24 protein-coding genes are annotated in these 21,836 nt (G+C 61.1%); 14 read left to right on the top strand and 10 right to left on the bottom strand.

The genetic code is table 11. The annotated features are described in order from the left end of the window. The first annotated feature begins 67 nt into the window (after positions 1 to 67). The 5 genes from AC2FNL_RS05690 (at position 68) to AC2FNL_RS05670 (ending at position 4,741) form a co-directional block, all read left to right on the top strand. Entirely contained in the window at positions 68 to 406 is a 339-nt protein-coding gene (locus AC2FNL_RS05690) for a P-II family nitrogen regulator (protein WP_093962420.1), read from the top strand. Between the two features lie 31 nt (positions 407 to 437). Next, positions 438 to 1,844, top strand: a complete 1,407-nt coding sequence (gene glnA / locus AC2FNL_RS05685) for a type I glutamate--ammonia ligase (protein WP_093962421.1) — start codon at positions 438 to 440, stop codon at positions 1,842 to 1,844. Between the two features lie 142 nt (positions 1,845 to 1,986). Continuing rightward, a complete protein-coding gene (locus AC2FNL_RS05680; RefSeq protein WP_496832794.1) occupies positions 1,987 to 2,823 on the top strand; it encodes an amino acid ABC transporter substrate-binding protein in 837 nt (278 codons plus the stop codon). Between the two features lie 16 nt (positions 2,824 to 2,839). Further along, positions 2,840 to 3,634 carry a lytic murein transglycosylase gene (locus AC2FNL_RS05675; protein ID WP_480774889.1) on the top strand — a complete coding sequence of 265 codons (795 nt, stop codon included), beginning with the start codon at positions 2,840 to 2,842 and terminating at the stop codon, positions 3,632 to 3,634. A 198-nt stretch (positions 3,635 to 3,832) separates the two neighbouring features. Further along, positions 3,833 to 4,741 carry a hypothetical protein gene (locus tag AC2FNL_RS05670; protein ID WP_496832793.1) on the top strand — a complete coding sequence of 303 codons (909 nt, stop codon included), beginning with the start codon at positions 3,833 to 3,835 and terminating at the stop codon, positions 4,739 to 4,741. 37 nt (positions 4,742 to 4,778) lie between these two features. Here AC2FNL_RS05670 and AC2FNL_RS05665 read toward each other — a convergent pair whose 3' ends face one another. Then, positions 4,779 to 5,522, bottom strand: a complete 744-nt coding sequence (locus AC2FNL_RS05665) for a heme-dependent oxidative N-demethylase family protein (RefSeq protein ID WP_496832792.1) — start codon at positions 5,520 to 5,522, stop codon at positions 4,779 to 4,781. Between the two features lie 123 nt (positions 5,523 to 5,645). On the opposite strand from AC2FNL_RS05665, the gene dddP reads away from it, so the two are divergent. Further along, complete coding sequence (dddP, locus tag AC2FNL_RS05660; protein ID WP_496832791.1) at positions 5,646 to 6,989, top strand: dimethylsulfonioproprionate lyase DddP; 1,344 nt, start codon at positions 5,646 to 5,648, stop codon at positions 6,987 to 6,989. Positions 6,990 to 6,992: 3 nt separating this feature from the next. Here the strand turns inward: dddP and AC2FNL_RS05655 are convergent, their stop codons facing one another. Further along, positions 6,993 to 7,187 (bottom strand): hypothetical protein, encoded by a 195-nt coding sequence (locus AC2FNL_RS05655; protein WP_496832790.1) that lies wholly within the window; start codon positions 7,185 to 7,187, stop codon positions 6,993 to 6,995. 236 nt (positions 7,188 to 7,423) lie between these two features. On the opposite strand from AC2FNL_RS05655, the gene AC2FNL_RS05650 reads away from it, so the two are divergent. Next, positions 7,424 to 8,662 (top strand): bifunctional alpha/beta hydrolase/OsmC family protein, encoded by a 1,239-nt coding sequence (locus AC2FNL_RS05650; RefSeq protein WP_496832789.1) that lies wholly within the window; start codon positions 7,424 to 7,426, stop codon positions 8,660 to 8,662. 392 nt (positions 8,663 to 9,054) lie between these two features. Here the strand turns inward: AC2FNL_RS05650 and AC2FNL_RS05645 are convergent, their stop codons facing one another. Together AC2FNL_RS05645 and AC2FNL_RS05640 are read right to left on the bottom strand one after the other, a co-directional pair. Continuing rightward, a complete protein-coding gene (locus AC2FNL_RS05645; RefSeq protein WP_496832788.1) occupies positions 9,055 to 9,714 on the bottom strand; it encodes a hypothetical protein in 660 nt (219 codons plus the stop codon). A 6-nt stretch (positions 9,715 to 9,720) separates the two neighbouring features. Next, positions 9,721 to 10,053 carry a hypothetical protein gene (locus tag AC2FNL_RS05640; RefSeq protein ID WP_496832787.1) on the bottom strand — a complete coding sequence of 111 codons (333 nt, stop codon included), beginning with the start codon at positions 10,051 to 10,053 and terminating at the stop codon, positions 9,721 to 9,723. A gap of 87 nt (positions 10,054 to 10,140) precedes the next feature. On the opposite strand from AC2FNL_RS05640, the gene purB reads away from it, so the two are divergent. The 5 genes from purB (at position 10,141) to AC2FNL_RS05615 (ending at position 14,575) form a co-directional block, all read left to right on the top strand. Continuing rightward, on the top strand, positions 10,141 to 11,445 hold the full coding sequence (gene purB / locus AC2FNL_RS05635) for an adenylosuccinate lyase (RefSeq protein ID WP_496832786.1): 1,305 nt from the start codon (positions 10,141 to 10,143) through the stop codon (positions 11,443 to 11,445). Between the two features lie 127 nt (positions 11,446 to 11,572). Further along, entirely contained in the window at positions 11,573 to 11,725 is a 153-nt protein-coding gene (locus AC2FNL_RS05630) for an adenylosuccinate lyase (protein ID WP_141138470.1), read from the top strand. Positions 11,726 to 11,826: 101 nt separating this feature from the next. Beyond that, positions 11,827 to 12,366 (top strand): tetratricopeptide repeat protein, encoded by a 540-nt coding sequence (locus tag AC2FNL_RS05625; protein WP_496832785.1) that lies wholly within the window; start codon positions 11,827 to 11,829, stop codon positions 12,364 to 12,366. Positions 12,367 to 12,432: 66 nt separating this feature from the next. Next, a complete protein-coding gene (locus tag AC2FNL_RS05620) occupies positions 12,433 to 13,533 on the top strand; it encodes a flagellar motor switch protein FliG (RefSeq protein ID WP_496832784.1) in 1,101 nt (366 codons plus the stop codon). A gap of 118 nt (positions 13,534 to 13,651) precedes the next feature. Further along, positions 13,652 to 14,575: a lysophospholipid acyltransferase family protein gene (locus tag AC2FNL_RS05615; protein ID WP_496832783.1), complete on the top strand. Its 924-nt coding sequence runs from the start codon at positions 13,652 to 13,654 to the stop codon at positions 14,573 to 14,575. Positions 14,576 to 14,583: 8 nt separating this feature from the next. On the opposite strand, the gene AC2FNL_RS05610 is transcribed toward AC2FNL_RS05615, so the two are convergent. Next, positions 14,584 to 15,285 carry a DUF1223 domain-containing protein gene (locus AC2FNL_RS05610; protein ID WP_480694699.1) on the bottom strand — a complete coding sequence of 234 codons (702 nt, stop codon included), beginning with the start codon at positions 15,283 to 15,285 and terminating at the stop codon, positions 14,584 to 14,586. Between the two features lie 226 nt (positions 15,286 to 15,511). Between AC2FNL_RS05610 and acnA the strand changes: the two genes are divergently transcribed. Next, positions 15,512 to 18,202 (top strand): aconitate hydratase AcnA, encoded by a 2,691-nt coding sequence (gene acnA / locus AC2FNL_RS05605; protein ID WP_260063187.1) that lies wholly within the window; start codon positions 15,512 to 15,514, stop codon positions 18,200 to 18,202. A 110-nt stretch (positions 18,203 to 18,312) separates the two neighbouring features. After that, complete coding sequence (locus tag AC2FNL_RS05600; protein ID WP_496832782.1) at positions 18,313 to 19,014, top strand: SDR family NAD(P)-dependent oxidoreductase; 702 nt, start codon at positions 18,313 to 18,315, stop codon at positions 19,012 to 19,014. A gap of 8 nt (positions 19,015 to 19,022) precedes the next feature. Here AC2FNL_RS05600 and AC2FNL_RS05595 read toward each other — a convergent pair whose 3' ends face one another. The 5 genes from AC2FNL_RS05595 to ccmA are packed head-to-tail and all read right to left on the bottom strand — an operon-like array spanning position 19,023 to position 21,810. Then, the gene (locus tag AC2FNL_RS05595; RefSeq protein WP_496832781.1) at positions 19,023 to 19,562 is read right to left on the bottom strand and encodes a DsbE family thiol:disulfide interchange protein; all 540 of its coding nucleotides are present in this window, start codon (positions 19,560 to 19,562) and stop codon (positions 19,023 to 19,025) included. Continuing rightward, positions 19,555 to 19,713: a heme exporter protein CcmD gene (gene ccmD / locus AC2FNL_RS05590; protein WP_005982370.1), complete on the bottom strand. Its 159-nt coding sequence runs from the start codon at positions 19,711 to 19,713 to the stop codon at positions 19,555 to 19,557. Before ccmD ends, AC2FNL_RS05595 begins: the two co-directional genes overlap by 8 nt. After that, entirely contained in the window at positions 19,710 to 20,483 is a 774-nt protein-coding gene (locus AC2FNL_RS05585) for a heme ABC transporter permease (protein ID WP_005982368.1), read from the bottom strand. The genes ccmD and AC2FNL_RS05585 overlap by 4 nt, the downstream gene beginning before the upstream one ends. Before the next feature lie 59 nt (positions 20,484 to 20,542). Next, positions 20,543 to 21,199: a heme exporter protein CcmB gene (gene ccmB / locus AC2FNL_RS05580; RefSeq protein ID WP_093962439.1), complete on the bottom strand. Its 657-nt coding sequence runs from the start codon at positions 21,197 to 21,199 to the stop codon at positions 20,543 to 20,545. After that, positions 21,196 to 21,810 carry a heme ABC exporter ATP-binding protein CcmA gene (ccmA, locus tag AC2FNL_RS05575; protein ID WP_093962440.1) on the bottom strand — a complete coding sequence of 205 codons (615 nt, stop codon included), beginning with the start codon at positions 21,808 to 21,810 and terminating at the stop codon, positions 21,196 to 21,198. The genes ccmB and ccmA overlap by 4 nt, the downstream gene beginning before the upstream one ends. Positions 21,811 to 21,836: the final 26 nt, after the last annotated feature.

Raw genomic sequence — 21,836 nt, 5'->3', positions numbered from 1 at the left:
AATCGCATTGCCGCCCGATCTTAGACGTGATCACTGCCATTCTGACAACCATGCGAGGTGAGCCCGGATGAAAAAGATCGAAGCGATCATCAAGCCGTTCAAATTGGACGAAGTGAAAGAGGCCCTGCAGGACGTTGGCGTCCAGGGCCTCAGCGTGATCGAAGTCAAGGGCTTCGGCCGCCAGAAAGGACACACCGAACTGTACCGCGGTGCGGAATATGTCGTGGACTTTCTGCCCAAGGTCAAAGTTGAGGTCGTTCTGGATGCCGATCAGGTCGACGCGGCCATCGAAGCCATCGTGTCGGCCGCCAAGACCGACAAGATCGGGGACGGCAAGATCTTTGTCTCGTCCGTTGAACAAGCCATTCGCATCCGGACCGGCGAGACCGGCTCGGACGCGCTGTAAAACCAATTCTGCAATCTAGAGGAACATAGTAATGAGCAAGGACGCAGTTCTTCAGCTGATCAAAGACGAGGGTGCCGAGTATGTCGACATCCGCTTCACCGATCCGCGTGGCAAGCTTCAACACGTGACCGTCATGGCCGACCAGGTCGACGAAGACTTCCTTGAGGAAGGCTTCATGTTCGACGGTTCGTCCATTGCCGGCTGGAAGTCGATTGAAGCATCGGACATGAAACTGATGCCCGATACCGAAAGCGCGTATGTCGATCCCTTCTATGCGGAAAAGACAATCTGCCTGCACTGCTCGGTCGTGGAACCCGATACCGGCGAAGCCTATGAGCGTGACCCGCGCGGCACCGCGCAGAAGGCCGAAGCCTACCTGAAGTCTTCGGGCGTTGGCGACGTGGCTTACATGGGCCCCGAGGCCGAGTTCTTCCTGTTCGACGACGTGCGTTTCTCGAACAGCATCAACAAGGTGTCCTACGAAGTTGATGCAACCGATGCATCCTGGAACACCGACACCGAATACGAGATGGGCAATATGGGCCATCGTCCGGGCGTCAAGGGTGGCTACTTCCCGGTCAACCCGATCGACGAGGCGCAGGACCTGCGTTCGGAAATGCTGTCGACCATGAAGCGTCTGGGCATGAAGGTCGACAAGCACCACCACGAAGTGGCCTCGTGCCAGCACGAGCTGGGCCTGATCTTCGACAGCCTGACCAAACAGGCGGACGAGCTGCAGAAATACAAGTACGTCATCCACAACGTCGCGCACGCCTACGGCAAGTCGGCCACTTTCATGCCGAAGCCGATCGCGGGTGACAACGGCACCGGTATGCACGTCAACATGTCGATCTGGAAGGACGGCAAGCCGCTGTTTGCAGGCGACAAATATGCCGATCTTTCGGACGAAGCTCTGTGGTTCATCGGCGGCATCCTCAAGCACGCCAAGACCCTGAACGCCTTCACCAACCCGTCGACCAACAGCTACAAGCGCCTGATCCCGGGCTTCGAAGCGCCGGTTCTGCGCGCCTACTCGGCCCGCAACCGCTCGGGCTGCGTCCGTATTCCATGGACGGAATCGCCGAAAGCCAAGCGCGTCGAGGCCCGCTTCCCCGATCCGTCGGCAAACCCCTACCTGGCGTTTGCGGCACTGCTGATGGCCGGTCTGGACGGCATCAAGAACAAGATCGATCCGGGCGAAGCCATGGACAAGAACCTGTACGATCTGCCCGCCGAAGAACTGGCCGGTATCCCGACCGTCTGCGGCAGCCTGCGCGAGGCGCTGGAATGCCTGGCGGCTGATCACGACTTCCTGCTGCAGGGCGACGTGTTCACCAAGGACCAGATCGACGGCTACATCGCGCTGAAGATGGAAGAGGTCGAAACCTACGAGCACACTCCGCACCCGGTCGAATACGGCATGTACTACAGCTGCTGACCCCGGTCGGAAGTCCAATGAAAAGACCTTGGGGGCGTCCTGTCGGGCGCCCCTTTTCAGTGCCGCAGGGTCCCCATATTTCCCTTTGTGACAGGCGCCTTTGCCGCTAGGCTGAAGATCAATTCAATTATCAGGATTATTCATGCGCCTTCTCGCCCTCACCCTTTCCGCTGCACTTCTTGTTTCGGGCGCTGCTGCGCAGACGATCGACCGGATCAAAGAAACGGGCGAAATCCGATTTGGGTTTCGCACGGATGCTGCCCCGCTTTCGTTCATCAATGACAAGGAGCGTCCGGACGGGCTGTCCGTGATGATCTGCGACCAGGTTGCCCGAGCCATCGCCAGCCGACTGGGTGCGGATGACCTGACCGCACAATTCATTCCGGTGCAGTCGGATACGCGCTTTGACATGGTCGCCTCTGGCCAGATCGACCTGTTATGCGGCGCGGCGACAATCACTCTGTCGCGGCGGGAAACCGTTGATTTCTCGATCCCGATCTTCGTAGACGGAACATCCGTTTTGCTGCCGATAGATGCGGATGTCACGATGGCGTCGCTTTCCGGCAAGAAAGTCGGCATGCGCAGCAGCACGACCACCGAAGAAGCCGTATTCAACTCGTTCGGATCAGCGGGTATCGAGGCAAAGCTCGTTCGGTTCGCCTCACATCCCGACGGGATCAAGGCTTTGAGGGACGGAGAGATCGACGCCTATTTCGCCGACCAATCCATTCTTTTGGTCAACTATTTGGCAGCCGGATTGAAGGACGACTTCAAAATCTCGCAAGAGATTCTGACGATTGAAAAGCAAGGTCTGGCCCTTGCGCGCGGCGAGGATGACTTTCGCCTGATGGTCGATGAGATCCTGTCGCAGATGTATGCCCAAGGCACGATGGAAGAGATCTTTCGCGCCGCACTGCCCGGGATTGAACCCAGCGAGGCCCTGAAAGCCCTGTACGTTATCGCACCCACCCTGCCCTGATTTCCAGGAGGTCCCCATGCGCCTTACGGTCCTGTCCGTTTTCATTGCACTGAGTGCCCCCGTGGCGGCGCAGTCCGCTCCCTGCGGGAACACAGGCGCTGGTTTTGAAGCCTGGAAGGCCGATTTTGCCAAGCAGGCGCGCAAAGCCGGAGTAAAGAAAAAAGGGCTGCAGGCTCTGGCGCAAACCCAATACGCCACACGGACCATCGCCGCGGATCGGGGGCAGAAAAGCTTCAAATACTCCCTCGACAAGTTCATGAAGGTTCGAGGGGCGGATACGATCGTGGCCCAGGGGCGCAAGCGCAAGGCCCGAAACCCGGAATTCTACGCGGCGCTGGAGCGTCAGTACGGTGTCCCGGCCGGCGTTCTGATTGCCATTCACGGCATGGAAACCGGGTTCGGAAACTTCATGGGCGACAGCCAGGTTGTTTCCGCAATCACAACATTGGCCTACGATTGTCGACGGTCCGACTTCTTTGTTCCCCATGCCATCGGAGCGCTGAAACTGGTCGATCAGGGGGCGATCACGGTGGCAACAAAAGGGGCAAAACATGGCGAGTTGGGCCACACCCAGTTTCTGCCCGGCAATGCTCTGACCTATGGCGTGGACGCCACGGGTGACGGGCGCGTGGACTTCTACAACATGACGGATGCCTTGGCCTCAACCGCAAATTTTCTTCGGCAGAAAGGGTGGAAACCCGGCCGGGGCTATCAACCCGGCGAAGCGAATTTTGCGGTGATCCAGCAATGGAACGCCGCCTCGGTTTACCAAAAATCGATTGCGATCATGGCAGCTCGAATCGACAACTGAGGCTTTGTCGGCAACCGGGCCACCGCACTCAATTCCGCCACATTGCTGCCACAGTGTCAGGCGGAACGCTCTAATTTCTTGGTTTCCAAAGCGTAATCAATCGTCGCAAAAATTCATTTTTTTGCAATATGGTCAAAATTTGACCCTCATCACCGACTAGAGTGTTGGTTCAGTATTCGTACGGCAGAGGGCAAGACTGTGACCACGAAGCACAGATACCACGGTGGCCTGCAATTCAACGGCGACACGAACGGCGCGTTGGAGCGGTTCGGCCATATCGTGGTGGCAACTCTTGAGGACTACGGGCATCTTGTGGAACGCAAGACCCTGCTGAGCCAGACCGAGGCAACCATCGTGTCCAGCCAGTACCTTGTCCGTTTGACCCTCGAGTCCGAACCCCGGGAGACCAGCGACCGCTATGGGCGTCTGGACCGTACGGTTGGTCTGAAGACCATGGTGCGCCCATCGGCGACACGCCCGCGCAACCGATTGGTGATTTCGGTCTCGCCTGTTTCAGGCCTGATGGATGATCCCGAGATTTCCGAGTTGATGCTTGTCGTCATGCTGTATCGGATGGTCGACATCTGCTCGACGCAACGAGTGGAATGGCTGTCGCCGAAAACCGTTTTGACGATCGAACAGTTCATGGGCGCGTTTGACTCGTTGATGCCACGCAAGCAGCGGAACCGCCGTGAGGCGTTCGAGGCGGTCAGCGGACCTTTCGCAGGCCTTGAGCCCGCAGCAACTGATGACCATGAAGCCGTCAAATCACCGGCAAAACCGCCACGCCCGATTCAACTGACCGATGAGCAGCTGCTCAGCATCGCCTTCCGTTCCGACGAGGCCGACGCACCCGTTTCCGATGCACCGGCCGCGACGGATGGCGATGAAGACCGGCCCAGTGACGCGTTGCGACTGACCAGCTGGGCCCTGACCGGTGCCGTTGCCAGCCTGTCGGCCCCGATCGCTCTGTCGATGGCCGCTGTGAACCTCATCCGGGGCGAAGACTTTCGCCTGAACACTCAGGTCCTGGCCTATACGGTCGCCATCGTGTCGCTGAACTCAAGTGGTGCGTTTGCCGATGTCGCCAATGCGATCGGACTGTAACTGAATTACCAGAAGACCCTCCTTGGAGGCCCCGCCATCAGGCGGGGTTTTCCATTTCTGGCAGGTGCTCGACCGACACGACATAGGTGTGGATCGAGAACACCACGGCCCGTGTCTCGGGCAACCGCAAAAGCGTTTGTCGCTCGCTGCGCAGATACCGGGTGGTACCACGGTCACGGATCTCGCGCGGGGCGCTGGCGCTTCGGGGCTGGTGCAGTTCGGGGTCGTCGTACCACAGCGCGTTGAAGCGCCACAAAGGCCGGTCGACCTGAATCCCGTCGAACAGGCGCTGAACCCGGCGCGCGATGTTGGGGTCATAGCTGTCGACCGGCTCGTGAATGGCAATCAGCGGGCGCATGAATTTCTCGGACAGACGCCAGCTGGCGGGAAAGCACAGGATGGCCCCGGTCAGTACATGCTGGTCGCCCTGTTTCTGCAGGATGCAGAAATCCTCCTGCGCCAGCAGGCAAAGCGTATCCAAAGGGGTGTCGCGGTCAATCGGCACAGCGACCCCGTCCGGGCGCTGCGCGGTGTCGGTCGCCTCGGGATAGGCCTGCGCCAAGACCAGATCCAGCAGTTCGACGGCGGCCGGGTGCGCCTGCGCGTCCAGCGCCAGAACGTCGTCCCGGCGGGTTTCAAGCAGTTGTTGGCGGTGGCGCATCTGCGCGGCAAAGGCATCATCGCGATGCAGCCAGTCCTCCATCGTGGTCGGCGCGATCCCCGGCAGCGGGCGCTGTTGGGTCGGATCGTAGGGCAGAGTCTGTTGCAGAATGACTGTCATGGCGTTGGGTTAGCACTCAAAACAGGCCATGTCGGTCAAAAAGCGACTGGCAAATCGTCGCAATTCACCCAGACGGGGCCGCCCTGCCCCTTCAGGCTGAACCGGCAAGCAGGGAGGCGCGCCGTGAACCACCACTACCGAGACACCCGCAAGATCGACCCCAGCCGCGGCGCGACGCTGGGCGACGGCACGCCGAACGACAATGACCGGATCGAGATCGGCCCCACCCAACTTGCATTCAACGAATGGGCCGCCGCCGGTTTGCAGTTGCCCAACCTGGACCGGATGCGCGAATATCGCTGGAAGCGGTTGACCCAGGCGATCGTCGATCGGGGCTATGGCGGGCTGCTGATGTTCGACCCGCTCAACATCCGCTATGCGACCGACAGCACCAACATGCAGCTGTGGAACACGCACAACCCGTTCCGGGCGGTGCTGCTGTGCGCCGATGGTTATTTGGTGATCTGGGACTACAAGAACTCGCCCTTCCTGTCGAAATTCAACCCGCTGGTGCGCGAGCAGCGCTCGGGCGCGGACCTGTTCTATTTCGACCGCGGCGACAAGGTGGACGTACAGGCGGACGTGTTCGCCAATGAGGTGCGCGGGCTGATGCAAGACCACGCCCCCGGCCACACCCGGCTGGCGGTGGACAAGATCATGCTCCACGGCCTCCGCGCGCTCGAGGCGCAGGGCTTCGAGATCATGGAAGGGGAAGAGGTCACCGAAAAGACCCGCGCCATCAAGGGCCCTGACGAGATCCTGGCCATGCGCTGCGCCAGCCACGCCTGCGAAACCGCCGTGGCCGAGATGGAGAAGTTCGCCCGCGCCAATGTGGGCGACGGCAAGACGTCCGAAGATGACATCTGGGCCGTTCTGCACGCCGAGAACATCAAGCGCGGCGGCGAGTGGATCGAAACCCGTCTGCTGGCCTCGGGGCCGCGCACCAACCCGTGGTTTCAGGAATGCGGGCCGCGGATTACTCAGAAGAACGAGATCATCGCCTTTGATACCGATCTAATCGGCAGCTACGGCATCTGCGTCGACATCTCGCGCACCTGGTGGATCGGGGATCAAAAGCCGCGCCCCGACATGGTCTATGCCATGCAGCACGCGCACGAGCACATCATGACCAACATGGAGATGCTGAAGCCCGGCGTGATGATCCCCGAGTTGACCGCCAACTGCCACAGGCTGGACGACAAGTTCCAGGCGCAGAAATACGGCTGCCTGATGCATGGCGTGGGCCTGTGTGATGAATGGCCGTTGGTGGCCTATCCCGACAAGGCGGTGCCAGGCTCATATGATTATCCGCTGGAACCCGGCATGGTTCTGTGCGTCGAGGCTGCCGTGGGCGAAGTCGGCGGCGATTTCTCGATCAAGCTGGAAGATCAGGTTCTGATCACCGAAGACGGCTTTGAGAACCTGACCCGCTATCCGTTCGATTCCGCGCTTATGGGGCTCGACTAGGTCTCAATCCGCCCAGTGAGAGCGACGCACATTTCCGTGCCAATCCTCAAGCACCGGCTCTGCCGATGCGCCCGGTGAAAACGTGTCTTGGGGCCAGTGCAGTCCGGCGGCAAATCCGATGGCCGTGGCCAGAAGGACAGCAACCGCCGTACCGACCTGTACAGCTTCGAAATGCGCTGCGTTTGTCGAATTTGTCATCTCCGCGCTCCTTGATCCTTTGTTTCGGTTAGGCCGAACATGGGAGCTTCTGAATCATTGTAAAAACGAATTGTTGTTCGCTTAGACTTCACAAATTGTGATCACTTCCCGGACAAAGGGCGCCTCACGATCACCGCCTGCGCCCTCACCTTCCCGTGACGGTCCTGTCACAAGGGTTGAGACTGCACTGCCTTGTTCACAGTATTGCGCCTAGCATCACAGCCTGAGGACTCGACATGCCCACAGAACGCGTCACATTTTCCGGTCACGATGGTGGCAAACTGGCTGCTCGGCTGGATCTCCCCGATGGGCCGGTGCTGGCAACTGCGCTGTTTGCGCATTGCTTTACCTGCTCCAAGGACATTCCCGCGGCCCGACGCATCAGCGCGCGGCTGGCCGCGATGGGATTTGCCGTTCTAAGGTTCGACTTCACCGGGCTGGGCCATTCCGAGGGCGAGTTCGCCAACACGACGTTCACTTCGAACGTTGAAGATCTGATCGCCGCTGCGCAGTTTCTTGTGGGCCGGAACATGGCGCCCGACCTGCTTGTCGGGCATTCTTTGGGCGGGGCCGCAGTCTTGCGGGCGCGGGCCGGAATCCCCTCGGTCAAGGCGGTGGTCACGATCGGCGCCCCGGCCGACCCCGGCCATGTGGCTCATCACTTTGAAGACGCGCGGGGCCAGATCGAACAGGATGGCAGCGCGGAAGTTCTGCTGGGTGGGCGCCCCATCCGCATCGGTCGAGAGTTTGTGCGCGACATCTCTGAATCCAAACTGACGCCCTCGATTGCCGAGTTGAAGGCCGCGCTGCTGATCCTGCATGCGCCGCGCGACGAAACCGTAAGCATCGACAATGCCAGCACGATCTTTCTGACCGCCAAGCACCCCAAAAGCTTTGTCACGCTGGACGACGCAGACCACCTGATCACCCGTTCAAAGGATGCAGAATACGCCGCTGACGTCATCGCCGCATGGGTATCGCGCTATGTGCCGCTGTCGCCGCCCGCCCCGCCGCCGGGCGCCCCCGAAGGCGTTGTGCGCGTGACCGAGGTGGACCCGGGCGGTTTTCTTCAGGACATTCAATCAGGTCCAAGCCATCATGCCGTGGCCGATGAGCCGGCCTCTTACGGCGGGACCGATCGCGGCATGTCGCCTTATGGCTTCGTTTCCGCCGGGCTTGGGGCGTGCACTTCGATGACGATCCGCATGTATGCGCGACGCAAGCAATGGCCCCTGACCGGGATCAGCGTGGATGTCTGTCACAACAAGGTGCACGCGCAGGACGCGGGGCTGGCGGGGGATGGAAAGATCGACCAGTTCCGCCGCAAGATCCGACTGGACGGACCCCTGGACAATGACCAGCGGACCAAGCTTCTTGAGATCGCCGACAAATGCCCGGTGCACCGCACGCTCGAGAATTCCGCGCATATCACCACCGAACTGCTGCCGCCGGAACCGGTTGCGGCTCCGGCGTGAACCGATATCCGTTCCGAATGGCCTATCGCCGAGGCGCAGGCCTGTGAATCGGGGGCCTTGCCGCTGGTGGGCGGGCCACGGGCGGTCGAGGGCGCGCCGGCGGCTTGGCGATCGGAGGTTTCGGCCGCGCAGGCGGTTTCGCAATTGGCGGCTTGGGTTTGGGCGGCGGTTTTCCACCCGGCGGTTTACCCGGCGGCGGAGGACGGTCCACGTCAATGTCAACATTCACGTTGCGGTAATAGTCGTTCCACAGCATCGAGTCATAGAACGGGTCATATCCGTATCCTACGCCGACCGTGACACCCTCACAGCCCGAGAGGGTAAATCCACCGGCCCCAAGCCCCAGAACGATGACGGATCGCTTCAAAAATGTTCTTGCCATTGTCACGCCCTCACTGCATCGACCGGAATGACGCGAAGATGGCATTCAGATCCTCGACATAGCCAGGATCTGCACCGTCGCGCAGGATGGTCACCACAACCGCGACACGGTTGCGCGGCAGGTCGATCACCGTTGCGGTGAAGTTGACCCCGCGCCCGTCACGGGTGCCGATGCCGCGAATGACCCGGGCCGGCAAACCGCCGATGCGCATGTTCGCATCACTTGTCACCTCTGGGTTTTTCACCAGAAACTTGTCGACATCCTGCAAGTAACGGACCCCGTCCTCGATGCTGGCAACGCCGAACGGCGACACGAATCCGATCCAGACCGAGTCATCTGTGACCGGGCGCGCGGCCATCACCCGGCTTACGGACCGGGTATCGCCCAGTTGCGTATCCTCAAGATCGCGTGGGCCGCCCGTACGAAGCATCCAAAAATCCGGGACATCGAACTGAAACAGCGCACGCCCCCCTTCGGTGTAGGTGACCGGCGTATCGCTCACCCCCGCATCCGCCATCCCGACCCAAAAAGCCGCTCCGATGGCAAAAAGGTTTTTCTTAAACAAGCTGATATCTCTATTTGTTGGTGTCATCGTCCCGAGGATGAGCGATGCAACCCGCGCTTGTCCAGTTTTTAAAGAGTTTTGCTCTGGGGCCAGCCCGACCTGCATTGCCGCCTAGTCTGCATATACCCCGACTGTCGCATCGCCCGCCTCACCCACAAATCGGATCCGCGTACCGTCCGACTGAACATCGTAACAGGCCCAAAAGTCAGACGGTGGCCAGATCGAACAATATCTGTCATCCCGCACCGCCCAGCGCCCCGAGCTAGGTCGACCCGAGAAATACTGCGTGGCCATAGACGGCTCGAAGACCTGTGTGGCTCCGTTGTCATAGTCCAGCGTCCGGCCTGACAGGGCGTTGAGAATCTGCGCGCCCGTCAGCGGTCGGAACGTGTCGGCCGCCAGAATTCCGGGCCAAACCAACAAAATCAGGGCAAACCGTCTCATCCCGCGTCTCCTGCCTTGTCCCAACGGTCCGGCGAGTCTATCACCCGCGCCAACACCCATTGCCAACCGAAAAAGGTGCCGCCGCCCATGATTCCCCGCTATTCCCGCCCCGAAATGGTTGCCGTCTGGTCGCCCGAGACCAAGTTCCGCATCTGGTACGAGATCGAGGCCCATGCCTGCGACGCGATGGCCGATCTGGGCGTCATCCCGCGCGAAAACGCCGAGGCCGTCTGGAAGGCCAAGGACGTGGAATTCGACGTGGCCCGCATCGACGAGATCGAGGCCGTCACCAAGCATGACGTCATCGCTTTTCTGACCCATTTGGCCGAGCATGTCGGCAGCGATGAGGCCCGCTTTGTCCACCAAGGCATGACCAGCTCGGACGTGCTGGACACCTGCTTCAACGTGCAGCTGACCCGCGCCGCCGACATCCTGATCTCCGATCTCGAAGGCCTGCTGGCCGCACTCAAGCGCCGCGCCTACGAGCACAAGGACACTGTCCGCATCGGCCGCAGCCACGGCATTCATGCCGAGCCCACCACCATGGGCCTGACCTTCGCGCGCTTCTATGCCGAGATGGACCGCAACCTGTCACGGATGCGCGACGCGCGCGCCGAGATCGCCACCGGCGCCATCAGCGGTGCGGTCGGCACCTTCGCCAATATCGATCCGCGCGTCGAAGAGCATGTCTGCGAAAAGCTGGGCCTGGTGCCCGAGCCGATCAGCACGCAGGTCATCCCGCGCGACCGCCATGCGGCCTTCTTTGCCACGCTGGGCGTGATCGCCAGCAGCATCGAGAACATCGCCATCGAAATCCGCCACATGCAGCGCACCGAGGTTCTGGAGGCCGAGGAGTTTTTCTCCAAAGGCCAAAAGGGCTCGTCGGCGATGCCGCACAAACGTAACCCGGTGCTGACTGAAAACCTGACCGGCCTGGCCCGGCTGGTGCGCATGACCGTGATCCCGGCGATGGAGAACGTGGCCCTTTGGCACGAGCGCGACATCAGCCACAGCTCGGTCGAGCGCAATATCGGCCCCGACGCCACCGTGACCCTGGATTTCGCCCTGTCGCGCCTGACCGGGGTGATCGACAAGCTGGTGGTGTATCCGGACAACATGCTGGCCAACATGAACAAGTTTCGCGGTCTGGTCATGAGCCAACGCGTGCTGTTGGCCCTGACTCAGGCCGGCGTCAGCCGCGAGGACGCCTATCGTCTGGTGCAGCGCAACGCGATGAAGGTCTGGGAAGAAGGCAAGGACTTCAAAACCGAACTGCTGGCCGACCCGGACGTGACCGCAGCGCTGAGCAAGGAAGAGATCGAAGAGAAATTCGACCTTGGCTATCACACCAAGCATGTCGACACGATCTTCGAGCGGGTATTCGGCGAGTAACCCTCGACGCAGGAACGGCTTTTGCCGGGGCCCGGGTCGCACAGCGCGATCCGGGCCCCTGTCTTTTGCGGAAACGTCGGAAATCGGCTATGCTGGGTGGGCAATTTCCGTTCAAGGAGAGCCCACCATGATCCGCACGACCCTCTGCGCACTGGCCCTTGCCCTGTCCGCCTCGTCCGCTTTCGCCTGCCAAGGCCACAGCAAGCAATCGCAATCCTGTGCGCCCGGTACGACTTGGGATTCGGCCTCGGAAAGCTGCGTGAAAAACGCCAGCAGCTGAATTCTTGTCCTACTTGTGAATAAAAGCGAGCCATTGGTTGTTAGCTTTTTTGAAGAACGCACTATGCTTCTTGCGAGCAGCCCTTGGAACGGAGTAGGACAATGCGCCTTTTGATGGCCACGGCACTAGCCCTTCAGACCTTTGCCTTTGCCCCTGCGGTCAGCGCCGCCGGCGGTGACAGCAGCCCCCCAAAACCAACAAATACCACCAAGAAATGCCTGTTCGGCCGCGTCTATGACGAAGCAGCCGGCCGTTGCGTCAAGCCGAACAAGACCAATTTCAGCGAAGAGCAATTGTATCAGGCCGTGCGCGAGCTTGCCTATGACGGCCAGTTCGAAAATGCGCAGAACGTGTTGCGGGTCATGGATCAAGACGATGATCGCGTTTTGACGTATTGGGGTTTCACCTACCGCAAAATGGGCGAAGCCGAGCTGGCCAACACCTATTACCAACGCGCAATCGAAACCAATCCTGACAACATTCTGGCCCGCAGCTACATGGGCCAGGGATATGTCACCGAAGGGAAAACCGAACTGGCCATCACGCAATGGCGCGAGATCAAGGCACGCGGAGGAGAAGGGACCTGGGCCGAAGCGTCTCTGCGCGAGGCGATCCGCACGAGGCTGACTTACAGCTACTAGGTTCAGTCTTTCTTTACTCGACTCTCGCTAATCTGCCTGCGGAACAAAAATTGACACCGCAGGCAGATGCAAGATTCACATGCTTTGGTACAGACCGCGCCGGGCAATTCTGCTCCGGCCGCGAAACAGACGGATGACGCCCCTCGCGTCGTTCCTCGTCAACTCACGCCCGGCCAGAAGGCCGCCATCATCGTACGCCTGCTGTTGAACGAGGGGGCCGATCTTCCGTTGGAGGAGTTGCCCGACGAACTGCAGGAACGGCTGACCCTCCAACTGGGCCGGATGGGGCTGGTTGACCGCGTGACCCTCGCTGCTGTCGCGCAAGAATTCGCGGATGCATTGGACAGCGTCGGACTTGCCTTTCCGCACGGCTTGGCCGGGGCGCTGGACGCGGTAAATGGCAAGATTGCCCCGGCGACCGCTGCCCGGCTTCGCAAGGTCGCGGGTGTGCGCCAGGTCGGCGATCCATGGCTGCGCCTGCGTGACACCCCTGCAGAAGACCTCGCGCATATGGCTCAGGCGGAAAGCACAGAAGTTGCAGCCGTTATGCTATCCAAGCTCGATACGGCAAAGGCAGCACAGTTGTTGGCGCAATTGCCCGGGCCGGTGGCCAGACGGATTACCTATGCCGTGTCAAAAACCGTCAACGTGACGCCCGAGGCGGTGGAACGGATCGGCTGGTCGCTGGCCGCGCAACTCGATCAACGCCCGGTTCCGGCCTTCACCGATTCACCCGACGCGCGTGTTGGGGCGATCTTGAATCAATCCCCCCCAACCACGCGTGACGGGCTGCTGAACGCGCTTGACGAGGAGGATTCTGAGTTCGCCAGCGCTGTCCGCAAGACCATTTTCACCTTTGCACACATCGCCACGCGTATCGCTGCACGGGATATGCCTGCCATCCTGCGCGAAGTCGATCAGTCACTTCTGATAACCGCTCTGGCTGGCGCAAGAGCCGAGGATGACAAAGCCTCGGTCGACTATCTGTTGTCCAACATATCCGCACGGATGGCCGACAGCCTGCGCGAAGAAATTGCTGAACGCGGCAAGGTCAAGCAGGCCGAAGCAGAGGAGGCCATGACCCAGATCGTCGGGGCGATCCGCACACTCGTGGACGCCGGCACAATCACCTTGGTCGAAGCGGATGCCGACGGCAATGACGACTAAGGGCTGCCTGCCGCTGGCTCGGATGCCGTAGAACCCGGGATCGGGACAATACTTGTGGTTGTTGCGCGCGAGCTGTATGTCTGAATCCGCAATTCACAACACCCGGTGAGATCCCCCGATGCCCGTCGAAAAGTCGGAACTGAGCCGTTTTGAGCTTGGTCAATACTATGTCGCCAACCTGTTCCTGAAAGGCATGATCGGCGCAATGCGTCTTTTGCCCTATGAGCCGCGCATTGCGACGATGGGGGCGTTCGTGCGCGGGTTGGCTCCGGCGGTTGGGTTCACCAAACGCGTGCGCAGCAACCTGAAACTGACCTGCCCTGACCTGCCCGAGACCGAAGTGAAACGCATTTGCCGTGCGGTGCCCGATAACGCGGGCCGCGCGATCATGGAACACTTCTCGCCCGAGGATTTCACTGAACGGCAGAAGAACGCAAAAGTATCAGGTTCAGGAATCGCCGCCTTTGAACAAGCGGTGGCCGAAGGTCGGCCGGTGATGATGATCACCGCACATTTCGGCCACTACCTTGCTGCGCGGATCGCATTGCAGGCGCGCAGCGGCAAGCCGATTGGCTGCCTGTACCGCCGCATGGCCAATCCGTATTTCAACGAGATGTATGTCGACGCCTTCCACAAAACCGGCGAGCCGATGTTCGAACAAGGCCGGCGCGGCATGGTGGAAATGGTTCGGTCCCTCAAGAAGGGCGGCATCATCGCCATTGTATCTGACCTGCACGCCCATGGCGGTGAAGAGCTGACGTTTTTTGGCAAACCCGCAGTCACGTCGGTTTTGAACGCGGAATTGGCAATGAAATACGATGCCGTTCTCATTCCTTGTTATGCAGTGCGCCAAGCCAACGGTATCGATTTCGAGATCGTTTTGCATGATCCGGTGCCGCATACGGACCCCAAGACCATGACCCAGTTCATCAACGATGACCTGGAAGGCATGGTGCGGAAACACATGGGCCAATGGTTCTGGATTCACCGACGGTGGAAAGCCTGGAATGGGCTGGGTGTTCAGCCTCAGGACATGCCCTGAGCCGCCGTCTATTTTACCCTTGTTGAGGCGATGATCGGGCCATTGCCGGTACCCTGAATCAGAACCACCGCAGGCAGGTCCGAAGACAGTTCGATCTGAAAATCCTGTTCAGCCGACCCGTTCCATCGGCCCGCATTGTGCCATTCCTCAACGACATTCGCGTAGTCCAGATCGTGTCCGGCCAGCTCGCCCCGTCGAATCGACGCGTGGCGCAAGGGCGTGTATTGCACGACCACCACGTCATAGTTTTTCGCAGCGGCGAGATCGACCGGAGCAACGCGGACCGTTACCATGTTCCCGGACCTCTGCGCCGAAACCGACGCGGTGGGCGCGGCGGTCAAATGCGCGTCGATCAATCGGTTCAAATCGCGGGTTTTGGCACCGACGACATCCTGCTGTCCATTGATCACCATCTGAGGGGTATAGATCATCGAACGGCCGCCGCGCCGCGCATACGCTCGTTGACGGTCCGTATGCGCCGGATCGGCATACTCGTCCTTCCAACCGATGTAGTCCCAATAGTCCACGTGCAGCGCCAAGCCGATCACGTCGTCGCGCTTGGCGAGATCGTGCATGATCGCATCTGCCGGCGGGCAGGACGAACACCCCTGCGAGGTAAACAATTCGACCACCACTGGGCTGTCCGCCCAGGCCGAAGACGCCGACAGGAATACGGACGCAAGAACTGTGGTCAGGGCTGATCTTTTCATTTCACTCTCGGTTTGAGGGGCCTGCAAGCACCGGTGTACTCCGCCACCGCATCAAGCGCCAATCAAGGTTTCTTGAGACAGGTTTCGGCGGCAATCCGCAAAAATGTGTGCAATGGTATACAAAAATTGCCGCACCCGCCCTGTTGGACCTTGAACCGCAGGCCATGGTGATGCAGATACCGCTCAGCGAATCCCAATTCCACGTCATTTGAGAGGGAGGCCACAGATGCCCATCAAAGTCGGACAGGATACCGCCAAGACACGCCGCAGCCTGAGCGTGAATGGCAAGTCCATCTCGTATTACTCGATCCCCGCCGCGCAAGAGGCCGGCCTGGGCGATTTCTCCAAGCTTCCCGCCGCGCTGAAAGTGGTGCTGGAAAACATGCTGCGGTTCGAGGACGGCGGTTTTTCGGTCTCGGTCGATGACATCAAGGCCTTTGCCGAATGGGGTGCCAACAACGGGAAGAACCCGCGCGAGATCGCCTATCGCCCGGCACGCGTGCTGATGCAGGACTTCACCGGCGTTCCTGCCGTAGTGGACCTGGCCGCGATGCGCGACGGCATCAAGGCACTGGGTGGCGACGCCCAGAAGATCAACCCGCTGAACCCGGTTGACCTGGTCATCGACCACTCGGTCATGATCGATGAATTCGGCAACCCGCGCGCCTTCCAGATGAACGTGGACCGCGAATATGAGCGCAACATGGAGCGCTACCAGTTCCTGAAATGGGGCCAGAGCGCGTTCAACAACTTCCGCGTGGTACCGCCGGGCACCGGCATCTGCCACCAGGTGAACCTGGAATACCTGGCCCAGACCGTCTGGACCGACACCGACCAGAACGGCGAAGAAGTCGCATATCCCGACACGCTGGTCGGCACCGACAGCCACACCACCATGGTCAACGGCATGGCCGTTCTGGGCTGGGGCGTTGGCGGGATCGAGGCCGAGGCCGCGATGCTGGGTCAGCCGATATCGATGCTGATCCCCGAAGTGATCGGGTTTGAACTGACCGGCGAGATGGTCGAAGGCACCACCGGCACCGACCTGGTTCTGAAGGTCGTGGAGATGCTGCGCGCCAAGGGCGTGGTGGGCAAGTTCGTTGAATTCTACGGCGAAGGCCTGGACCGTCTGCCGCTGGCCGACCGCGCGACCATCGCCAACATGGCCCCCGAATACGGCGCGACCTGCGGCTTCTTCCCCATCGACAACGAAACCCTGCGCTACCTGCGCAACACTGGCCGTGACGAGGACCGCATCGCGCTGGTCGAAGCCTACGCCAAGGAAAACGGTTTCTGGCGCGACGAGAACTATGCCCCGGTCTACACCGACACCCTGACGCTGGACATGAGCACCATCGTTCCGGCGATCTCGGGTCCCAAGCGTCCGCAGGACTATGTGCCCCTGACCAACGCCAAGGCTGCCTTCCGCCAGGAAATGGAAAACACTTTCAAGCGCCCGATGGGCAAGGAAGTGCCGGTCAAAGGCGAAGACTACACCATGGAATCGGGCAAGGTCGTGATCGCTTCGATCACGTCGTGCACCAACACCTCGAACCCCTATGTGATGATCGGTGCGGGCCTTGTCGCACGCAAGGCGGCGGCTTTGGGCCTGAACCGCCAACCGTGGGTCAAAACCTCGCTGGCCCCGGGATCGCAGGTCGTATCCGCATATCTTGAGGCCGCTGGCCTGCAGGAAGATCTGGACAAGATCGGCTTCAACCTCGTTGGTTATGGCTGCACCACCTGCATCGGCAACTCGGGCCCGATCCAGAAAGAGATCTCGGAAGCCATCGCCGAGGGCGACCTTGTGGCGACCTCGGTCCTGTCGGGCAACCGCAACTTCGAAGGCCGGATCTCGCCCGACGTGCGCGCCAACTACCTGGCTTCGCCGCCGCTGGTGGTTGTCTATGCGCTGGCCGGCACGCTGGACATCGACCTGACCTCGGAACCGATCGGTCAGGACAAGGACGGCAACGACGTCTACATGAAAGACATCTGGCCGACCCAGAAAGAGATCGCCGAACTGGTCGAGGCAACCGTAACCCGCGAGGCATTCCAGTCGAAATACGCTGATGTCTTCAAGGGCGACGAGAAATGGCAATCGGTCGAAACCACCGATGCCGAGACCTATGACTGGCCGCCAACGTCGACCTATATCCAGAACCCGCCCTACTTCCAGGGTATGGGGGCACAGCCGGGCACCATCTCGAACATCGAAGGCGCCAAGGTTCTTGCCATTCTGGGCGACATGGTCACCACCGACCACATCTCGCCGGCTGGTTCGTTTGCAACCACCAGCCCCGCGGGCAAATACCTGCTGGAGCGCCAGGTGCAACCGCGCGAGTTCAACTCGTACGGGTCGCGCCGTGGCAACCACGAGGTCATGATGCGCGGCACCTTCGCCAACATCCGCATCAAGAACGAGATGCTGGACGGCGTCGAGGGTGGTTACACCAAAGGCCCCGATGGTCAGCAGACCTCGATCTATGACGCATCGATGGCCTATCAGGCTGAAGGCACTCCGCTGGTCGTGATCGGTGGCGAGCAGTATGGCGCCGGTTCCTCGCGGGACTGGGCGGCCAAGGGCACCGCGCTGCTGGGTGTCAAGGCCGTGATCGCAGAAAGCTTCGAGCGTATCCACCGCTCGAACCTGGTGGGCATGGGCGTCATCCCGTTCGAGTTCACCGCCGGCGACAACCGCAAGACGCTGGGCTTGAAAGGCGACGAGACCTTCTCAATCCACGGTCTGGACACGATCCAGCCGCTGCAGGAGGTGCCCTGCACCATCACCTATGCAGACGGGACCGAGAAGACCATCACGCTCAAGTGCCGCATCGATACCGCACCCGAGATCGAATACATCGAAAACGGCGGCGTGCTGCACTATGTGCTGCGGAACCTGGCCAAGGCCAGCTGAGCCGGCACAAAGCCAAGAACGCAAGGGCGCCCCGACCGGGCGCCCTTTTTCGTTTCAGGTCTAGCCACTATCGCGTTGTGTTCCGTGCAGATAAGCGGTCTGCTGGGGGCATGGAAAAAGTTGCCTTGATAACTGGTGGTGCTCGCGGAATTGGCCGGGCCATCGCGGTTGATCTGGCCGTGGATCATCGCGTCGCCCTGACGTGGCACACGACCGAACCGCAGCCCTTGCCCGATGACCGACCGGCCCTGACCCTGCACAGCGATCTTACGCAAGAAGGTCAGCCAGAAGACGTGGTGCGCCGCGTCATCGACAGGTTCGGCCGGTTGGATGTGATCATCAACAATGCCGGGCTGGTTCAGGCCACGCCGAAGGAACGGTTCAGTCAAAAGGACCACAGGGCCATTCTTGATCTCAACCTGCTGGCTCCGGCCGCGCTGCTGGCTGCCGCGTTGCCTCACCTGCAGCGGGGAGCGTCGATCGTCAGTATCTCGTCAGTCAATGCCCAGCTTCCCCCGCGCGACGCCGCGACCTATGGGGCCAGCAAGGCTGCGCTGAACCTTTGGACCCGCGCCATGGCGAAAGAATTGGGTCCGGACGGCATTCGCGTCAACGCGGTGGCGCCCGGAGCGATCAATATCCCCGAAGCCCCCAGACCCGACGATCTGACCGACTTGTTCGTTCAGAACACCGCGCTGGGGCGTGTTGGCACCCCCGAAGACATCGCGCGCGCAGTTCGCTTCCTCGCATCCGAAGACGCGTCCTTCATCACCGGAGAGGTGCTGACCGTCTCTGGCGGGTATCGCCTTTAGCCTCGGCGTTACTGCGCGGCGGCTTTTTCCAATGCGGGTCGGATAGTACTCTCGATCACGCGCTGGGTGATCGGGCCGGCAAACCGCAAGATGATCGTGCCGTCACCATCGATCACGTAGGTCTCGGGCACGCCGTAGACGCCCCAGTCCAACCCCATGCGGCCATTTTCATCGCGCCCGATGGCGGCGTAGGGATCGCCCAGCTCAGCCAGGAACGCATCGGCATTCGCTAGTTTGTCCTTGTAGTTGATGCCGTAGACCGAAATACCTTCCTGCGCCAGTTGCTCAAGGTTCGGATGCTCGGCACGGCAGGGCGCACACCAGCTGGCCCAATAGTTCACCAGCTTGACTTGGCCGTCGCGCAGGGTTGCGTCGTCGAACCCCTGCTTGCCCGGAAACTCGGTCAGGACAACGGGCGGCGCGGGCTGGCCTTCGCGGGCCGACGGCAGCGCGTTGGGGTCTTCGCGGAACATGCCGATGGCAGCCAACACTGCAAAGGCTCCGAAAATCAGCGGCGGAGCAATCATCAACGGCGAGATCTTAGCCATTGCGCGACATCCTCTGTTCGATCTTTTCCATCTCGGCCCGGACCTTGCGACCGCGAAGGATGCTGAAAACCACCAGCGCCACCAGCAGCACGATCGAGGCCGCGTATGAGGACAGAACCGTTTCGGCGTATTTTCCCAGATCAGGCATCATCCGTTTACCCTTTCCCGTGCCAGCAGCGCCTTGATGCGCCGCGCGCGGATTTCGGTTCCGGTCCGGTACAGGACCAGCGCGATGAACAGCAGCACGAAGCCGATGATGCAGGTCAGCAGCGGGTAGAAGAACACGTTGCTGACCTTCTCGGTGGTGTCCGTGCCGGTGATCGCACCTGCGCGCATCACCGATGCGCCCTGATGCAGGCCCTGGTTCCAGAAATTCACCGCATAGCGGCTGAGAATGGCAAAGACTGATCCCACGATGCACAGGACCGAGGTCAGGTCGGCCGCCGTGTCGGGGTCTTCGATCGCCTCCCACAGGGCGATGTAGCCCAGATAGAACAGGAACAGGATCAGGAACGAGGTCAGGCGCGGATCCCAGGCCCACCAGGTGCCCCACATGGGCTGCCCCCAGATGGCGCCGGTGGCCAGCGCGATCAGGGTCATCACGATGCCGATCGGCGCTGCGGCGCGTGCGGCAAGCGCGCTGACATGGTGGCGACGCACCAGCCAGACCAGCGAGGTGACCAGCATCATCAGCCAGCAATTGATGGCCATCAGCGCCGATGGCACATGCAGGTAGATGATCTTGACGGTCGACCCTTGCTTGTAGTCATCCGGCGTGAAGAAGAACCCCCACACCAGCCCGACGACCAGAAACAGGGCCGAGCTGATCCAGAAGAACGGCAGAACCCGCTCGCTGGTGGCGAGGAACTTGCGCGGGTTGGCGTATTCCCACAGGGCGTTGGCTTTGGCTGCTATCGACATGGGCCTTATCTAGTCCGAGTCGGGGTGTATCTCAATTGACATCGGTCAACGTGCCCCACTCATCTGAGGTTGATGCGCAGAACCGCCGCGCTGGCAAAAGGCAGAAGGGCAACCGTGGCGGCGGTGATCCCGGCCAGCATCAGCAGCGGGGTCTGAACCTCCATCCCGGTGGCACCGCGACGGGCCACCTCGGCCCCGAAGATCAGCGTGGGCACATAGAGCGGCAGCACCAGCAGCGACAGCAGCAGGCCTCCGCGCTTGAGCCCCACAGTCAGGGCTGCGCCGAAAGTGCCGATCACGCTGAGCGCGGGCGTGCCGATCAGCAGAGAGACGACCAGCCAGCCGAAACCGGGGCCGGGCAGGTTCAGCAGCACCCCCAGCACCGGCGCGGCCAGCACCAGCGGCAGGCCGGTGGTGATCCAATGCGCCAGCGCCTTGATCGTGACCACCGATTCCAACGGCAGCGGCGCGGTGGCCAGCAGATCGAGCGACCCGTCCTCCCAATCCAAGGCCAGCAGGCGATCGAGCGACAGCAGACAGGCCAGCAATGCGCCCAGCCACAGCACCCCCGGCGCGATGGTCGCCAACAGCGAGGATTGCGGACCCACCGAAAACGGCACCAGAACGGTGACGATCAGGAAGAAGGCCAACCCGAGGCCGAACCCTCCCCCCGCGCGGAAGGACAGTTTCAGGTCACGCAACAGCAGGGCGATCACAGGAAGCCTCCGTCGAAGTCATCCAGCGCCTTTGGGCGCGCCTTGTTGGGGCCAACATCCAGGACCTCACCATCGAGGCCCAGGTCGATATGGGTGGCAATCAGGGCCGAGCCGCCCTGCCCCAGATGCGCCCGCACCGCATCGGCGAACATTGCCACGGCGGTCTTGTCCAGCGACACGGTGGGTTCGTCCAGCATCCAGATCGGGCGACCGGTCACCAGCATACGCGCCAGACCCAGCCGGCGTTTCTGACCCGCCGACAGGTTGCCCGCGTGACGATCGGCCAGTTCGTTCAGGGCAAAGGCCTCCAGCGCGGGCTGAATGTCGCGCGTGCCAAAGACCGAGGCCCAGAAGGTGAGGTTTTCGGTCACGGTCAGGGTGGGTTTGAGCCCGTCGGAATGGGCGGCATAGGCAATCCGGTCCTCGGCCCCCTCGATCCGGCCCGAGAGCGGCTGTTGCAGCCCGGCCAGCGTACGCAGAAGGGTGGTCTTGCCGATCCCGTTCGGGCCGCGCAGGATCAGCGCCTTGCCCGGGGGCAGCGCGAAACTGAGGCCTTCGAGCACGGGCACACCCCCTCGGGCGATGGCAAGGTCGGTCACGGTCAGTGTCATGAGACCCGCTTATCCGATTGGTTGCG

It is taken from the genome of Ruegeria sp. CRTD044 (assembly GCF_059613485.1).
This window is presented reverse-complemented; position numbering and strand designations above follow the sequence as displayed.

Coding starts and splice junctions, on each gene's coding strand:
- AC2FNL_RS05690 (WP_093962420.1), top strand. CDS start 68: ATGAAAAAGATCGAAGCGATCATCAAGCCGTTCAAATTGGACGAAGTG.
- glnA (WP_093962421.1), top strand. CDS start 438: ATGAGCAAGGACGCAGTTCTTCAGCTGATCAAAGACGAGGGTGCCGAG.
- AC2FNL_RS05680 (WP_496832794.1), top strand. CDS start 1,987: ATGCGCCTTCTCGCCCTCACCCTTTCCGCTGCACTTCTTGTTTCGGGC.
- AC2FNL_RS05675 (WP_480774889.1), top strand. CDS start 2,840: ATGCGCCTTACGGTCCTGTCCGTTTTCATTGCACTGAGTGCCCCCGTG.
- AC2FNL_RS05665 (WP_496832792.1), bottom strand. CDS start 5,522: ATGACAGTCATTCTGCAACAGACTCTGCCCTACGATCCGACCCAACAG.
- AC2FNL_RS05655 (WP_496832790.1), bottom strand. CDS start 7,187: ATGACAAATTCGACAAACGCAGCGCATTTCGAAGCTGTACAGGTCGGT.
- AC2FNL_RS05650 (WP_496832789.1), top strand. CDS start 7,424: ATGCCCACAGAACGCGTCACATTTTCCGGTCACGATGGTGGCAAACTG.
- AC2FNL_RS05645 (WP_496832788.1), bottom strand. CDS start 9,714: ATGCAGGTCGGGCTGGCCCCAGAGCAAAACTCTTTAAAAACTGGACAA.
- AC2FNL_RS05640 (WP_496832787.1), bottom strand. CDS start 10,053: ATGAGACGGTTTGCCCTGATTTTGTTGGTTTGGCCCGGAATTCTGGCG.
- purB (WP_496832786.1), top strand. CDS start 10,141: ATGATTCCCCGCTATTCCCGCCCCGAAATGGTTGCCGTCTGGTCGCCC.
- AC2FNL_RS05630 (WP_141138470.1), top strand. CDS start 11,573: ATGATCCGCACGACCCTCTGCGCACTGGCCCTTGCCCTGTCCGCCTCG.
- AC2FNL_RS05625 (WP_496832785.1), top strand. CDS start 11,827: ATGCGCCTTTTGATGGCCACGGCACTAGCCCTTCAGACCTTTGCCTTT.
- AC2FNL_RS05620 (WP_496832784.1), top strand. CDS start 12,433: ATGCAAGATTCACATGCTTTGGTACAGACCGCGCCGGGCAATTCTGCT.
- AC2FNL_RS05615 (WP_496832783.1), top strand. CDS start 13,652: ATGCCCGTCGAAAAGTCGGAACTGAGCCGTTTTGAGCTTGGTCAATAC.
- AC2FNL_RS05610 (WP_480694699.1), bottom strand. CDS start 15,285: ATGAAAAGATCAGCCCTGACCACAGTTCTTGCGTCCGTATTCCTGTCG.
- acnA (WP_260063187.1), top strand. CDS start 15,512: ATGCCCATCAAAGTCGGACAGGATACCGCCAAGACACGCCGCAGCCTG.
- AC2FNL_RS05600 (WP_496832782.1), top strand. CDS start 18,313: ATGGAAAAAGTTGCCTTGATAACTGGTGGTGCTCGCGGAATTGGCCGG.
- AC2FNL_RS05595 (WP_496832781.1), bottom strand. CDS start 19,562: ATGGCTAAGATCTCGCCGTTGATGATTGCTCCGCCGCTGATTTTCGGA.
- ccmD (WP_005982370.1), bottom strand. CDS start 19,713: ATGATGCCTGATCTGGGAAAATACGCCGAAACGGTTCTGTCCTCATAC.
- AC2FNL_RS05585 (WP_005982368.1), bottom strand. CDS start 20,483: ATGTCGATAGCAGCCAAAGCCAACGCCCTGTGGGAATACGCCAACCCG.
- ccmA (WP_093962440.1), bottom strand. CDS start 21,810: ATGACACTGACCGTGACCGACCTTGCCATCGCCCGAGGGGGTGTGCCC.